The following is a 15,158-nucleotide window of genomic DNA, read 5'->3' as shown; positions in this document are numbered from 1 at the left end:
AAGCTATTTAGATTTTTTAGCGAAACTGTCTGCAATTGGCTTTGTACTTATACCGTGAATAAATACACTAAACAAAATAGTCGTCATTGCTATTGTCGCTATTTGATATTTGTTTTCTATTTGCGTATCAATCACCATCAATGTAAAAACAATTGATGCTAATCCTCTTGGTCCAAACCACGCAAATGTAAAACGCTCTTTAATATTCAATGCCGTAAACTGCAATGACAACATAACAGGAATTATTCTAATCAATGTTGTACTTAACAAAGCGTAAATTATAATTTCAGTATTTAATTTCGGAATAACTAAGTAAGCACAAACAAACCCGAACAAGCACCAAATCATTAGCGATGTAAAATCTGCAATATGCTCTGAGTCTTCAATTAATTCTGTTCTAACTTCTTCAGTCGAAAATTTATCAAATAATAAACCGGCAATAAACACCGCAATAAATCCACTGCCATGAAAATACTGAGTGACAGAAAAAACAGCCATAGCAAAACCGAGTAATAAAAATGGACTGGTATTTTGTGCAAAGTAATGACGTTTCATTGCAAAGTTTAAACTCGGTATAAAAACAGCGATACTTGTAATAGCTATTAATAAAGCCAAGCCAAGCTCTCGGCCAAACACACTTAATGTTTGTTTTGCGGTAATAGCTGAATCAGGATTTTTAGCGAGTAATATAAATATTAAAAATATGGGCACACATAATCCATCGTTCAAACCACTTTCAGTATTTATCCCTTCACGTATTTTTTCAGGCACTTGTGTACTTGCTAGTAACCCTTTACTTAACGCCGCATCGGTAGGTGTTAAAATAATTGCGAGCAACGCTGCTTGAATAAGTGAAAGCTCAGCAAAGAAAAATAAAGCAACAGCAATACCAAGTAACAAAGTTAAGGGTAGGGCAACAAACAACAGTAAACTAGGATACTGAAAACTATGCCTTAATACACTTAGCTTTGATTTAGCTGCATCTGAAAATAAAAATATACTTAGCGTAAGCTCTATAAATGGTAATAAAAGATCAACGCCTTCTTTTATTTTATCCCCTTCGTTGGGTAGCATTGAAGCTAAACATATTCCGCCAACAACAAAAAACATTGGGCCTGTTACTTCTGTTTTTTCTAACTGGCGAAGTGTTAAAGAATAAATTAAAAATAATCCGCCTATAAATGCTATTACTAAATACTCCATTAAATTTTCCTTTTAAGTCCTGACTTTGCTCGCTCTTTAATATTTGTTTGAATATAAATTTGATCGGTAGTCGCAATTTTAGAATGACCTAAATCTTCTGATAAATGTTTGAGCGGTCTGGTTTGCGCATCATGAGTTGCACCAGTATGACGAAGCCAATGCGCAGTTGCAGCGCCAAGTTGTTCAGCATCATCTTTAAAACCATCATCGAGTAATGATTGCTGTGCATAATCAAAACTTTGTTGAACTAAACGCCTAATTTGCCTTACGGTCATACCACCTTGCCCGCGAATTTTATGAACCAAAGGATCTGACTCATCAACACGGGGAAGGGCAGGTAAACCTCTGTATAGTCTATAACGTTTTAAATATTCAACAAAATCATCGCTTAAGGTTACATCTCGTAATTTATTACCTTTTCCCATTATACGTAAAAACCAAAAACCATCATTATCTTGCCAAAAATGAGACATCACCGGCGACCATTGTGGGCGCTCAGATAATTCTGAAATTCGTAAATAAAGACCTTTTAAGCAGGCAAGCGTAAATAAGTTTCGCTCTAAATCAGGGTTATGTTCGCATAAATCACGCGTTACACCAAAAACGTATTCCCATTGAATATCGCTTAATGTGTCTGGAATTTGAATTTGTGATTGAACAACTAAGTACGGACTATTTTTTTTAACAACAGGGACAAAGTTAGCAAATGTTTTTTCTTCTAGTAGGGCAAACTTATAAAATACATTTAAGGCAGTAAACATAGACGATAAAGTTTGCTGACTAGCAATGGATTCTTTAAGCATAAAAGGGCGCCAGTTTTGGTTTAATCGACGAATTCCTTGTTCATCTTTATAACGCCATTGCACTGAAGTTGCAGCCCATGCTTTATCGGGTTCGACCATAAAATCAACGTAAGCTTCAATATCTTCACGTTTTAAATCGAATACTGATTTTTCTGCTATTAACCACGACCATAAATAAAAGCGTTCAAGCTCATTTCGAAAACGACTATAAGTGGCTTCTGACTTGCGGCCATAAACATATAAAAACTGATACAAGAATGTCAGATCGGCTTTTGATTCAGTTACAGTCAAGCCAATTTCCTGTATAAAGGATGCAAGTTCTGGGTATTCTGAATTTAGAGTACCGTCATCTAGATGGGCAATTTGATATCTTAATTGTTTTAACGTATCAACCAAAGCAACAAGCATAATTTATAAATATTCAATTAAATAATAGACTTATAGAATAACGTTAAAGTCCGATACTGTCTAGTATTGGACATAGTAAAGGTCTAATTATTTTAATACCGTGATTATTCTATGGTTGTTGGTTGCTATATCTTATTAAGGAAAACATTATGAAAAAACTAATTATACTAAGTGTACTTGCTTTAACTGTTGCGTTAACTGGGTGTGCGACTACAGGTAGTGCATCGCCAAGCGAAAAACGTTCACTTGTACAAAGTATGAAAGCAAACACATTAGATAAATTATACGCTGAAAAACCTGATATTAAAAAACAAATTGCTAACTCTGCTGGTTATGCTGTATTCGATAACGCGAATGTAAATGTAGTGCTTGCTAGCTTTGGCGGTGGTTACGGTGTTGTTAGAAATAATCTTACAGGTAAATCAACTTACATGAATATGGGTGAAGCCGGTTTAGGACTTGGTTTAGGCGTTAAAGATTTTAACGTTGTAATGGTTTTTCATAACCAAGCTGCACTAAATAGATTTATTGAACATGGTTGGGCTTTTGGCGGAAACGCTGATGCAGCAGCTAAATATGAAGATAAAGGTGGTGCATTGGTTGCCGAAGCGATTGCAGATCAAGTTACTGTATATTCTGTAACCGAAAACGGCCTTGCACTACAAGCTGTATTAAAAGGTACTAAGTTTTGGGTTGATTCAGAGCTTAATTAACCACCAAATTACTCTCCTAAAAGCGAGGTGGTTTGTATAATCACGCTCGCTTTATTAAAACCAATGCAATTTAACATAACGTAATTTATGGGTTGTTAGTGTAGGTAAATATTAAATGTTTATTTAAATGCTCTTACAGACAGGCTGAGGCTCGAAACTCGCCTTTCAGGCTGTCTACGTAAGAGCTAATTTATAAAATGGCAGAATGAAGCTTTTAGGAAGGAATTTAATAACTGCTAAAAAAGTAACCCGGTACGCTCAGACTTCGCTTGGCGGATTACTTTATTATCAAATTTGACAGGTATGAACAGGGAATAATATTGATACCGGTTCATAGTTAAACACGTAATTCATACAAGGCACTCCAGCGTCGCGGGTCCCTCCCATATTAATTTACATGTTCTGATTCAAGCGATAATTTGACGTTAATTAGCGATTCAATTTCTAATGATTGGTCTATCAAACGATGGAATAAAGGCTCTATTTCAGTGAAGTCAGAACCACCATTTAGCACGGCATAAATGCCATTACACAATTCGGAGTGTGACGCGGCCAAATTCTTAATATTTTCGCATGAAATTAATTTATGGATAGCATCATGGTGAGCTGGCGCTATGTTGCTTGTATTTGGTAAAATGGTATTGTTATTAGACATGTTAAATCCTCAAGTTTTAATGTGTTTAGCCTATGCAGGTGTTCAAGCACCTGTATGGGCAATCTTACTTACTAGTACGTACAATATGACTCATGAATCGCTTCAACTCAGCACTTAATTTAGTGTTAGGAAAAAACTTCAAAAAGCCCTCTTTTAACTCTGTGTCTAGCTTAAAATTGCAATTAGAATCCAAGTCAAAATCCTCTTGGTAGGTACTATCTGATGTATCAGGTTCAACCATTGGTTGTTCATCTTGCGCTTGCTGTTTAAATTTATATGCATTCCTTAAAGCAGCAGCACCCTTTGATGCTTGTGAGTGACTTGAAGACTTGCCATAAGTCGCAAGTGAAGACGAATCATAATCAAGCCTACCAGATAGAACAGATCGATTTATAAACCCACGAAGCTCATTACTAATATTTGAATGATTCGATTTACACAGCTCAGAAAAATCATTTTTAAGCTTTGAATTAACCCTAAAATTACACAAAGTTGTTTTTTCAGTCATGGATACTACCTAATTAATACTTACAATGTATATACAAAGTAACACTTAAATTTAGTAAGTCAATATATTTGTGCATACGATGCCTTTATTTTGTATAGCTCTCGTCTTTATATTGCCTTTACTTTAATGAAAAATAAAAACGAACTAAAAAAACAAAAATAAACATATAAAACAATGCATTAAGCATAGTTTATATATTTAAAAGATAAAACAAAGTGTCAAAATGACACTAGAGTCCACTATTAAAGTATGTGGACTCTTAAACACCTGTGCCTATTTCGGTACATGGGTTTTATTTCAAATATGGGTTTGGTTTATCAGGGGCGCGATGCGCAGGTATATTTTTCTAAATGTAGTTGGTTTATGGTTGCGGCCGTTTAACTACAGGTTGGTAAATTAAATCTGTGTGCGGCCTTTCATGAAACAAAGTTTCATAGGTTCGTACGGTCAAGTCTCCAGTGGTACGTAATAATTGCATTAAATTATTACGTAACCTTACAAAGTATATGGTTATTAATACCCCCCATAAATGACATTATGCTACGGGCTAGAACCGCTCCGCTTAAAAGGGCTTTTGTTCTAGTTCGTGTGGGCTGGCGCTATTTTCCACACGAAAAACCACAAACGCCCCGCCATTAGGATATTTTGGCGGGGCGTTTTCTCAACATAAAGTTCATCAATTTATGGGCTGAACCTAAGTATTTACACCTAAACAGAAAAAATATACTTTTGGTAAGTTACTTTCTGAAACATATTTGTTATTTGCGTATTGAAACTAAAAATGGGAAAATTATAAAGATGTCTAAATTATATATACAAAAACAGTATGTGTTTTAGAAAATAAAATTTAGTGATTTTAATCATTACTTACTAACAAGGAAATAGTTGTGTTATTTGAATGGGATGATAATAAAAATAGTAAAAATATAGATAAGCATGGTATCGATTTCAATGATGCTGTGACTATATTTGATGATGATGAAAGAATTGAAGCTATAGATGACCGTAATGATTATGGTGAAGAGCGGATACAAGTTATTGGAGAAGCTAAGCCCGGTGTTTTAATGGTTGTCTATACATGGAGAAAAAGTGGTACTTCAAGGCGAATGATTTCTGCTAGAACTGCCAGTCAAAAAGAACGTGTTGTGTATCAAAGTATGAAAGCGAGATAAATTTATGTCAGAAACTCATATTAAAAGAAACAAAGATGACTCTGTAGATGGAAAGACTGACTACGAGCGCCTAAAAAAAATGACTGAAGGTGAGATCGAGGAAAATGCAAAAGATGATCCCGATGCTCCACTCTTAACAGATGAAGAACTGAAAAAATTCAAAAAAGTTAAAAAATCAAAGGATTGATAATGGAAAATAAAATTACTAAAAATTATATCAAGGGCAATAAATCTACGGGCAAGACTAACTGGTCAACTGTAGTAGTAAGTTCTAACGAGCCGAAAATAGATGAGGAAAATCCCGAATTAGTTGGTAAAAAACAATTTAAGAAAGTAATAAAAAATAAATAAAGAGCGCTTTATGAAAGTGCTTAATTTGTACAACAGTTATCATTTCGACAATATTATTTCTAAATTAATACACTAAAATAAAAGGGCTTTCTGCCCTTTTATTATTAATAGCAGACCGTAATTTATGGGATTATAGTTCATATCCACCTTAATTTGCTATAGAACAATAATTCTAAAGTTTTCATTCAGTGTAAATTACCAATACTATTTAATATCAAACTTTAAGTTATTTAATTTCTTGTCAAACGTCTCAGCCAATTTCTCAGTTTCACTAAAAACGGTATTCCAATATTTAATACGTGTATCTGCATCAAGATCGGTAAAGTCATTCCTATCTGGAATTTTTCCGTACGGTAAGCTTGCTACAAATTCTTTTGATGGAGTAATCATCACAACGTTATCGTAATTAAGTGGTGATACTTTGCGTTTTAAATTTTTATCGAACCACCCTGCTTTTGGCTCTGAATTAAAATGCGGATATAAAATTAAGCCTGGGTTATTAATTTTTAAATCAAAGTGGTAATCAATTATTCCGCCATCGCGATATATTCCTTGCGGCGAGCCTGCAATATTTTTTATGCCTTGCATAACAAGTGGTATTGAACCCGATGCAAGTAACGCGTCTTTTAAATTATTTTGAGTAAGCGCTATGTTTTGCGTTTTAAAATTGTAGCTGTCGGTAATTGATAAGTCACTTGTTGCTGGGCCAAATATAAAACGCTCATACTGCGAGCCTAATAATTTTCGGTTAACGCGGTTTAGCATATAACTTTTTGATAAACCCAGTAGTTGTATAAATTTATTTTCGCTGGCAATAAAGCCATTTGATTTTACCACTATAAAGTGTGCTTTAAATACGGGGTTATTTATAATTTCGGTTACTCCGTTATCGCCAAAAACATCTTCAAGTAATGCGCGCGCTTTTATTGTTATTTCATTTTGTGTTGGTTTATTACTAGAGTATCGGGTTTGCGAATACGATTTTGCTAATCGCTCAATGGCAGCAACGGGATCGTTTTGTGCAAAACACGCTGAGCGAAAAGCGCCAGCAGATGAGCCAATTAAATTAAGTGGTTGGGTACGGTTTTTAAAAAATTCACCAAAAATATACTTATCCAACCCAAATAATGTAAACCACTTTGGCCCACCACTTGCGCCTAAAAATGAGGTGAAAAGTTCAGGTTTAAAGCCCTGTTCGTTAATAATTTTAGCCGCTGTTTTCCCTGCGTGAATCTCGATCATCTAAAAACGTGTACCTTTTATTTTGGTTGCTTCTGTTATTTTCACAATACTGAAAGTGCATACTTATGCAAAACAAAAAGCGACTTTATGTTGCCATAAAACCGCTTTTTGTAGTTAAGTGTGCTGAATTAGTCCCAAATGCCGTCTTCGCATTTACCCTGTACTTTTACATCTTTTACTTTAAATTCGGGCTCTAAACCTTTGTCTCTTTGTGCGTGGTAATCGCTGGTAACAGACAAAATAGTCGGCGTTAACAGTATAATAGCGATAACGTTAACCACTGTCATTAACCCTAAGGCAATATCGGCTAAATCCCAGACTTCTTTTAATGTGGCCGATGCGCCCCACAACATCATTGATAAATAAAGCAAAGTGTAAATGCCGCGCCCTACTTTGTTGTCGAGCTTAAATAAGTGCAAGTTGCTCTCTGCATAAGCGTAGTTTGCCACCACCGATGTAAAAGCAAATAAGGTAATAGCGGCTGCGACAAAATAAACACCACCTTGTGCTAAATGAGCAGTCATCGCGCTTTGTGTTAAACGAATGCCTTCCATTTCACCGCTTATGTCTATATCGGCTAATAAAATGATCACCGCGGTACAGCTACACAGTACGATTGTATCGAAAAATACGCCTAGCATTTGTATGTAACCTTGCGTTACAGGGTGATTAGGAATTGGGCTGGCACTTGCTGAAGCATGCGGCACACTACCTGCACCGGCCTCATTAGAATATAAACCACGTTGAATACCGTTTTTAATGGCAGCGCCCATTGCACCGGCGCCTGCTTCTTGTAAACCAAACGCTGATAAAAATATATCTTTAAGCATGGCGGGTACTTGCGTAAAATTTATAATCGTAATAATAACGGCGGCAAGTACAAATACAATGCCCATTATTGGCACAACACGCTCTGCAAATCGGGCAATTGCTTTAAAGCCACCGAGTATAATTGAGCCTGCTAGTACGGTAATAACCAGGCCTGAATAAAATGTAGGAACTTCAAACGCGTAGTTAAGTGCGTCGGTAATTGTGTTAGTTTGCATTGCGCTAAACGTAAAGCCGTAACCTAAAAACAAACACGCGGCAAACATAATGGCAAACGCCCGGCTACCCAAACCTTGTTGAATATAATACGCAGGGCCGCCTCTAAACTCGCCGCCACTATCACGCACTTTATATACTTGCCCAAGTACACTTTCGGCAAAGCCTGTAGCCATACCCAATATGGCTATTACCCACATCCAAAATATAGCGCCGCTGCCGCCAAGTGAAATTGCAACCGCCACACCGGCTAAATTACCAGTACCTACTCGTGCGCAAAGCCCTGTACACAATGCTTGGAATGATGAAATGTCGTTTTTTTTACATTTGCTACTGCCTTTTAAAAGGCTAAACATATGTTTAAATTTAAGTATTTGAATTGCTTTTAGTCGTACTGAAAACCATACCCCCGTAAACAAGAGTATATAAATAAGTACTTGCCCTTCTCCCCATAAAAGGTTGTTTACGCTTTTGACGACGGTATCGAACATTGCTAATTCCTTCTTATATTTTTTATATTAATACCCTTTTTTGGGTATAACGGCATTTGCTTACGACATCGACTAAAAATTTAATGCAAATAAGGCAGCTAAGCTGCCTTAAAACTATACATTATTTATTTTGCAAATGAACTCCTGCAATCATGCACCTAACTGAGCCACCAGCCGACTCAATAGTAGGTATTGGTAATGGCACAAGCTTAGCCGTTTTTTGTATAACTGTTATTTGTGCCGGTGTAAGTGCATTAAACGCAGTTTGCGATAAGGCTAAAATACGACCATTTTTACCTTGTAGCTCAATAGCATTGCCACAAAAGTTATTAATTTGCTCAAGCGTTAAATCGATAACTTGGTGATGGCTTTTCAAAAAATGTTTAGCTAACTGTGCACGTTGATTAATTGGCACCATATTTAAACTGATCATTACAAATTTTGTAGCAATACACATTAAAACATTAGTGTGATAAACCGCAGTTCCTTGTTCGTCATATGCGTTAAACACTATGGGTGATAGTTTTAATTGCTCACATATTGTATTAACCACCGACTTGGTAGTTCTTTTTGATTCTACCGCGTAAGCGAGTTTATTTTGATGATCGATAACCAGTGAACCAGTGCCTTCAAGAAATGAATTTTCTTTCGATAAAAATGAATAATCAGTCACTGAAGATACTTTATAGTGATCCGTTAAAAAATCAATAATATCTTTTCGATATTCTAACCTTCTGTTTTCTACAAACATTGGATAGATTATTAATTGGCCACTTTGATGAGTTGAAAACCAATTGTTAGGAAAAACTGAATCGGGAGTGCGTGTTTGCTCATCTTCAAAAAGGTGAACTGTTACCCCTACATTTTTTAATATTTGTACGGCATTAGTCACTTCTTTAAATGCTTGTTCACTTTGATTTTGTGCTAAGCATTTACTTTGAAATGCGTTATCGAGCATTGTGTGGGGGTTAGATGTAAAGTGGTGTGGCCTTACCATCACTACAGCATTGGGGGCTTGGTTTACTTCGATCATGCCACGTGCTCTTTTACTAATGGTTGATCACTAAGCACTGAAAATAAATTACGAGGGTCCGCTTGTTGTGTAATTAAATCAAGCAAAGCAAACTCGCCCGTTTTAATTAACTCATCGCGTATAAATACCAGTGCGGTAAAGTCTTCGCTCGCAAAGCCAACGCCGTCAAAAATGGTTAATTCATCTTGGCTAGTACGCCCAAGCGACTGCTTATTAATAACTTTATGAAACTCCGTTACTGTAAAGCTTGGACTCATTTGTTGAATTTCGCCCTCTATTCGAGTTTGTGGCTCGTACTCAACAAATACATTAGCACGCTCAAGCAATCTAGCATCTAACTCTGTTTTACCTGGGCAATCACCACCTATGGCATTAATGTGCACACCTTGTGAGATCATGTCATTTGTTAAAATAGTGGCGTTAGTTTTATCAGCAGTACAGGTAGTGATAATATCTGCCCCTTTTACTGCCTCTTGTACACTATTACAAATAGTCACGTTTAATCCGCATGCACTTAAATTAGCAAATACTTTTTTAGAGGCGCTTTTATCTATATCGTATAAACGAATATGCGTAATACCTAGTACCGCTTTAAAAGCGAGTGCCTGAAACTCTGATTGAGCGCCATTGCCTATTAAAGTAAGGGTTGTGGAGTTTTTAGGTGCTAAATATTTAGCTACCATTGCAGAAGTTGCGGCTGTACGTAGTGCTGTTAGTAAACACATTTCGCTTATCATAACCGGATAGCCACTATCTACATCGGCTAAAATACCAAATGCAGCGACTGTTTGAAGTTTTCTAAAGGTGTTTTTTGGGTGACCATTTACATATTTACAGCTGAACATTTGGCCATCACTCACTGGCATTAGCTCTATTACACCCTCTGGTGAGTGTGCTGCATAGCGAGATGACTTATCAAACTCTGTCCAACGGGCAAAGTCGGTTTCTAATTTATGTGTTAGATCTAGCAAAACGTTTTCGACCCCTAAGCTATTTATAAGCTTAGCCATTGCCTGAACGCTAACAAATGGAACGCCTTGTTTTGGCTGTGCTATAAAATGACTCATGTGGAAACCTCTTGAATAAATGTATTAGTTAATTTAAAACAAGTTTAGCGAGGCTACGTGCTATTTAATATGGCAATTAATTGCACAAATAGTACTGATTTTTATCATTTTGCTATGTAGTTATGTACAATTTATGTATTTTGGTCAGTAACTTCTTTTAAAGGTTTGATTTATGACTCCCTATATTTATGACTCTCTTGATAATGCTTTAATAGCAGAATTACGAAAAGACGGCCGCGCTTCTATTTCAGCTTTAGCCGGTTCTTTAAATGTATCACGCGGGACAGTGCAAAATAGGTTAGACAGATTAGTTAGCTCAGGCGCTATATTAGGGTTTACTGTACGCGTTCACGAACACATAGAAACAGAAGCCGTGCGCGCAATTATGATGATAGAAGTCGTTGGTAAATCTACCTCACAAGTAATTAAAACAATGCGCGGAATACCCGAGCTTATAAAATTACACACCACCAATGGTGCATGGGATTTAGTTGCAGAGCTTCAAGCTGCAAACTTAAGTGAGTTTGATGGGGTGTTAAGGCAAGTACGCGAAATTGACGGTATTTTAAATAGTGAAACAAGCATATTGCTTTCATCAACTTAAGTTATTTTTAATATTTCAATTGAAAAATTTTTGAATGAATAATACTGCAACTTCAAGTTCCAGTATTATTCATGATTTGGGTATCCGATTGGCTTAATTGTAACGATACTCGCTTTGTGAGTAGTTATGCGTATTGCTGATCTCAAATTGGCTTTGCTTCGCTAAATAAGATCGACCTGCAGCCAAGCCTAATTTATGATCAAAACGTAAATCGTTATTTGAACTACCTAATAATTTGCTATGCAGTTTTTCGTCTGCAAAAATTTGTATTATTTCCACATCACTTGGTGGATTTGCAATAAACTCAAGCTCATCTAAATACGCTTTTTCGTGCTGTATTAAGTAGTCCAATGTTTTTGGACAATAGCCTGATGCTATAGCAAATGTTCTTAGCTTTTGTACCCATGCAGATTGCGCTTGAAAATTAGCGTCAACCGTTCTTATTACAACAATTTTACGTGCACCTCGGTTGTAAGCTTCACGCACGGGAAGTGGTGCGGCTAAACCGCCGTCTAGATAAAAATCGCTCTGTGCTTGTTCTTCAGCAAGGTGTATTTCGTTAGCCGCTTTTGCATTTAGCCAAGGTGTTAGCTTTACACCTTGTTTGTATAAAAACGGCAGTGCGCTAGAAGCCTTTAACAAATCACGCCATTGACCACTATCACCAGTTGGCGATAAGTAATAAGCTTTTCTGTCTCGTGCATTTGTAGCTGTTATAAGTAGTTCACGCTCACCTAAACTAGTTTTCGCTGTTTTAAAATCTATAGCTCTGTTTACTTCAGTGGTTTTGTCAAAATACCAATCTAAATCAACTATATGCTTACCCACTAATCCACGACCAAGCTGAAAAAAACGCTTATTACGCGAAAGCCCTCTGATCAGGCGTTTAGCGTAGCCTTTTTGGCGCGCTAAGTAGCTAGTTAAGTTTTGCGAACCCGCTGAAGTGCCAATAAATAAATCAAAAGGGTCATAGCTTTGCTCTAACCACGCATCAAGTACGCCCGCTGTGAAGATCCCTCGCTGCCCGCCACCTTCAGCAACCAGTGCAACTTTTGGTTGCGCTGTTTTGTTAACTGAATTAGCTGTTGCGGTGTTTAGAGAGTTCACGGTGTACCTGCCTTTAATTTTATGATGTCTGGTTTAATAGCTACATTATAAAAAACAAAAGTGATATCTTAAAATTGATTGTTTAAATCAGTTCGATTGATAAAACAGAACGCTATATAGTTACTAAATCCACTTACTATAAGCTAGTTATTTAAAAAAAGACTGGTTTTAAACTTTGCAGACATCACATAAATTAATTCAATGTATAAATGAATGTTCTTTAATTGATGCCTGCAACATTAACAGAGGCAAGGTGTACGCTTGCTTAACTACACTATCTAAACTAATAGTTTTTGAGCTAATGTTTTATTTCCATTAAAATTTCGAGTGCACGGTGGCGTTTTTCACTATCGAATACATCATTGGTAAATATAAACTCATCAACTTCTAGCTGTTTCGCTATCATCTCTAACTTGTGTTTAATACTTACATGTCCGCCTACTACGCTTAGACTTAAAAAGTTCTCTACATGAGCGCGTTCTTGTTCGCTCCACAACCCATCCATGCTTTCAACAGGTGGTTTTAGCCACAGCTCGTTACCACGTATGAGTTCGAGCACACGTTGCTTAGAAGTAGTCGACAGGTATTGCGCTTCATCGTCGGTGTCTGCTGCCACTAAAGGCAGTGCAAGCATGACGTATGGCTTATCAAGTACGCTTGATGCCTTAAATTCGCGCTTATACAACGCTATTGCATCGTGCACAAAGCGCGGTGCAAAATGTCCTGCAAATACATACGGTAGCCCTTTTTGCGCCGCTAGCTGCGCGCTAAACAAACTCGAGCCTAATAACCAAATAGGAACGTTTGTGTTCTCCCCCGGTATAGCACGTATAGGATGCGTACCATTGTAAGGACCTAACAATGTTTGCAGCTCAGTTACCTCACCCGGGAAGTTTTCAGCGCGGCTCATATCGTTATTTAGTGCACGACTCGTTACTTGGTCGCTGCCGGGGGCACGCCCTAGTCCTAAATCTATTCGCCCAGGATATAAGCTCTCTAACGTACCAAATTGTTCAGCAACAACTAATGGGGAGTGGTTTGGCAGCATAATACCGCCCGATCCAACGCGTATCTTTTTGGTATTACCTGCAATGTGGCCAACCAAAATAGAAGTGGCAGCGCAAATTATACCAGGCATATTATGATGTTCAGCAAGCCAAAAACGGTTAAAGCCAAGTTCATCTGCACGTTGGGCGTATTTAGTACTTTTATGAAGAGTGTTAGTAACGCTGTCCCCTTTGATCATGGGGGCAAGTTCTAATAACGAAAAAGGAATGGAAGTTAACAAAATAGCAGCTCCTAAAAATGCATGCTAATAATGGATTACATCATTAGCATAAAACACTTAAATGGGTCTGCTATTAGGTCAATTCAAGTTACGCAGAGGTATTAAAGCAAAATAGGTATATGTTATTTTGCTCTAAGGTATTCAGGCAAGCTGTGCATCACGTTGGCGCTGCTTTTTATAGCCTTCTGAGTCTACGCCTTTTTTCCAATAACCTGAGGAAACAATATTACTGCGCGGTATATTAAATTGCTCTGTTAGCTGTGTTTTTGCCCTACGTACAAGCCCAGCTTCCAATGCCATAAATACAATGGGAGGCTCTGCTGTAATGTGCAAATTTTGAAGCGCGCTAAGTAGCGCTTCGTCAGCGTTGTCGGTAACAAGCCAATTAACATCGCGGCTTGTTTCTAAATCAATAATGTCTTTTTCGGTGGGTACATGTACAAAGGCATCAATTTTTGAAGTTAAAGGTAATTGCTGCGCATACCCTTTTATTGCATTTACCGATGTTAAATCGCCTAGTAATACATAATGCGAATGCTCATAATTATCTAGCTTTTTAGGGCCTGGTCCTGCAATACCTAGCTCGTCGCCTACTTTTGCAATTTTAGCCCAGTCAGTTGCAGGGCCTTGGTGCATATTTATAACAAAATCAAGCGTTAGCGCGCCTGTTTGTGCATCTACATGCCTTATTGTATATGACCGTATACAGGCTGTTTTTAAGTTAAAATCTACTTCACCATTTTTTGGAAATAGTACTTTTACATAGTTACCAATGTACTGTGAGGTTAAGTCTTTAAAATCATCAGAGCCTACAACAATACGCTGTAGGTGGGGTGTGATTTGCTGTGTACTTAATACGTTGGCTTTGCGAACTTGTTTACTCATGTATTACCTCGTTTTACAAAACTTAGACTTTAATACCAACCTGCTATAAAAAGCAGGCATTGCACAACGCCCCATTGGTTGATAAAATCAACTATAACAAGTTAATTGACTTTGTCAACTATATTGAGAGTTCTATGAATACACCTTTATCAAATACGCTGTTTGAATTAATGCAAAATTACCGTGTAACAATTCGTGAAGCAATTAACGCAGGCGAACTTGGTATTAATGCTATGCACGTACGCTGCATACATATTATCGCGAACGTAAATAACTGTACGGCTAACGATATTGTTACTAAAACGCAGCGCGATAAAGCGCAAATAGCACGTTTAATTAAAGATCTTATTAGCTTAAATTTAATTAATAAACAGGCGAGTGAGCACGATAAACGCTGCTTTATTTTATCGCTCACAGAGCAAGGTAAAGTTCTTTTTGATAAGTTATTAGCCTCAGAGCAAAAAATAAATAATCAAATGTGTAAAAACTTAAACCCTCAACAAATCAAAGACTTTTTAGATACCGCACAACAAATGATCAAAAACATGGATTGATCAGCCATACATTCTTGGCATAACTTACAC

17 protein-coding genes are annotated in these 15,158 nt (G+C 37.0%); 6 read left to right on the top strand and 11 right to left on the bottom strand.

Annotated features, from left to right (window positions below):
* Nucleotides 1-3 precede the first annotated feature (3 nt).
* The gene (locus AOR04_RS21505) at nt 4-1,203 is read right to left on the bottom strand and encodes a cation:proton antiporter (protein ID WP_008138990.1); all 1,200 of its coding nucleotides are present in this window, start codon (nt 1,201-1,203) and stop codon (nt 4-6) included.
* The gene (locus tag AOR04_RS21500) at nt 1,203-2,414 is read right to left on the bottom strand and encodes a tyrosine-type recombinase/integrase (protein WP_007583195.1); all 1,212 of its coding nucleotides are present in this window, start codon (nt 2,412-2,414) and stop codon (nt 1,203-1,205) included. Before AOR04_RS21500 ends, AOR04_RS21505 begins: the two co-directional genes overlap by 1 nt.
* 149 nt (nt 2,415-2,563) lie before the next feature.
* On the opposite strand from AOR04_RS21500, the gene AOR04_RS21495 reads away from it, so the two are divergent.
* The gene (locus AOR04_RS21495; RefSeq protein ID WP_096794643.1) at nt 2,564-3,127 is read left to right on the top strand and encodes a YSC84-related protein; all 564 of its coding nucleotides are present in this window, start codon (nt 2,564-2,566) and stop codon (nt 3,125-3,127) included.
* A 388-nt stretch (nt 3,128-3,515) separates the two neighbouring features.
* On the opposite strand, the gene AOR04_RS21490 is transcribed toward AOR04_RS21495, so the two are convergent.
* Both AOR04_RS21490 and AOR04_RS21485 read right to left on the bottom strand, forming a co-directional pair.
* Nucleotides 3,516-3,782, bottom strand: coding sequence for a hypothetical protein (locus AOR04_RS21490; RefSeq protein WP_096794642.1), 267 nt, complete (start codon nt 3,780-3,782; stop codon nt 3,516-3,518).
* A 64-nt stretch (nt 3,783-3,846) separates the two neighbouring features.
* Entirely contained in the window at nt 3,847-4,290 is a 444-nt protein-coding gene (locus AOR04_RS21485; protein ID WP_096794641.1) for a hypothetical protein, read from the bottom strand.
* An 887-nt stretch (nt 4,291-5,177) separates the two neighbouring features.
* Between AOR04_RS21485 and AOR04_RS21480 the strand changes: the two genes are divergently transcribed.
* Genes AOR04_RS21480 through AOR04_RS21670 form a run of 3 tightly spaced genes read left to right on the top strand, consistent with a single transcriptional unit; the run spans nt 5,178 to nt 5,813 of the window.
* Nucleotides 5,178-5,462, top strand: a complete 285-nt coding sequence (locus AOR04_RS21480) for a BrnT family toxin (protein ID WP_008138995.1) — start codon at nt 5,178-5,180, stop codon at nt 5,460-5,462.
* A 4-nt stretch (nt 5,463-5,466) separates the two neighbouring features.
* A complete protein-coding gene (locus tag AOR04_RS21475) occupies nt 5,467-5,649 on the top strand; it encodes a hypothetical protein (protein ID WP_008138997.1) in 183 nt (60 codons plus the stop codon).
* A gap of 2 nt (nt 5,650-5,651) precedes the next feature.
* The gene (locus AOR04_RS21670) at nt 5,652-5,813 is read left to right on the top strand and encodes a hypothetical protein (protein WP_008139000.1); all 162 of its coding nucleotides are present in this window, start codon (nt 5,652-5,654) and stop codon (nt 5,811-5,813) included.
* A 204-nt stretch (nt 5,814-6,017) separates the two neighbouring features.
* Here the strand turns inward: AOR04_RS21670 and AOR04_RS21470 are convergent, their stop codons facing one another.
* The 4 genes from AOR04_RS21470 to AOR04_RS21455 all read right to left on the bottom strand — a co-directional run bounded on the left by AOR04_RS21470 (nt 6,018) and on the right by AOR04_RS21455 (nt 10,690).
* Entirely contained in the window at nt 6,018-7,055 is a 1,038-nt protein-coding gene (locus tag AOR04_RS21470; RefSeq protein WP_096794640.1) for a patatin-like phospholipase family protein, read from the bottom strand.
* A 128-nt stretch (nt 7,056-7,183) separates the two neighbouring features.
* Nucleotides 7,184-8,590: an alanine/glycine:cation symporter family protein gene (locus AOR04_RS21465; protein WP_096794639.1), complete on the bottom strand. Its 1,407-nt coding sequence runs from the start codon at nt 8,588-8,590 to the stop codon at nt 7,184-7,186.
* Between the two features lie 121 nt (nt 8,591-8,711).
* The gene (gene ctlX, locus AOR04_RS21460) at nt 8,712-9,623 is read right to left on the bottom strand and encodes a citrulline utilization hydrolase CtlX (protein ID WP_096794638.1); all 912 of its coding nucleotides are present in this window, start codon (nt 9,621-9,623) and stop codon (nt 8,712-8,714) included.
* On the bottom strand, nt 9,620-10,690 hold the full coding sequence (locus AOR04_RS21455) for an ornithine cyclodeaminase (RefSeq protein ID WP_096794637.1): 1,071 nt from the start codon (nt 10,688-10,690) through the stop codon (nt 9,620-9,622). Before AOR04_RS21455 ends, ctlX begins: the two co-directional genes overlap by 4 nt.
* A gap of 172 nt (nt 10,691-10,862) precedes the next feature.
* Here AOR04_RS21455 and AOR04_RS21450 point away from each other — a divergent pair, with 172 nt between their 5' ends.
* Complete coding sequence (locus AOR04_RS21450) at nt 10,863-11,294, top strand: Lrp/AsnC family transcriptional regulator (protein WP_007377579.1); 432 nt, start codon at nt 10,863-10,865, stop codon at nt 11,292-11,294.
* Between the two features lie 93 nt (nt 11,295-11,387).
* Here the strand turns inward: AOR04_RS21450 and AOR04_RS21445 are convergent, their stop codons facing one another.
* From AOR04_RS21445 to AOR04_RS21435, 3 genes are all read right to left on the bottom strand, one after another.
* Nucleotides 11,388-12,401, bottom strand: a complete 1,014-nt coding sequence (locus AOR04_RS21445; protein ID WP_096794636.1) for a patatin-like phospholipase family protein — start codon at nt 12,399-12,401, stop codon at nt 11,388-11,390.
* A 298-nt stretch (nt 12,402-12,699) separates the two neighbouring features.
* Complete coding sequence (locus AOR04_RS21440; RefSeq protein WP_096794635.1) at nt 12,700-13,689, bottom strand: LLM class flavin-dependent oxidoreductase; 990 nt, start codon at nt 13,687-13,689, stop codon at nt 12,700-12,702.
* Between the two features lie 141 nt (nt 13,690-13,830).
* The gene (locus AOR04_RS21435; protein ID WP_096794634.1) at nt 13,831-14,574 is read right to left on the bottom strand and encodes a siderophore-interacting protein; all 744 of its coding nucleotides are present in this window, start codon (nt 14,572-14,574) and stop codon (nt 13,831-13,833) included.
* 134 nt (nt 14,575-14,708) lie between these two features.
* On the opposite strand from AOR04_RS21435, the gene AOR04_RS21430 reads away from it, so the two are divergent.
* Entirely contained in the window at nt 14,709-15,128 is a 420-nt protein-coding gene (locus tag AOR04_RS21430; RefSeq protein ID WP_007377583.1) for a MarR family winged helix-turn-helix transcriptional regulator, read from the top strand.
* The last annotated feature ends 30 nt before the right edge of the window (nt 15,129-15,158 follow it).

Origin of the sequence: Pseudoalteromonas sp. 1_2015MBL_MicDiv, from assembly GCF_002407505.1 — a bacterium.
Classification (GTDB): Bacteria; Pseudomonadota; Gammaproteobacteria; order Enterobacterales; family Alteromonadaceae; genus Pseudoalteromonas; species Pseudoalteromonas fuliginea.
The sequence above is the reverse complement of the archived record's forward strand: the minus strand, read 5'-3'. Positions and strand labels throughout refer to the sequence as shown.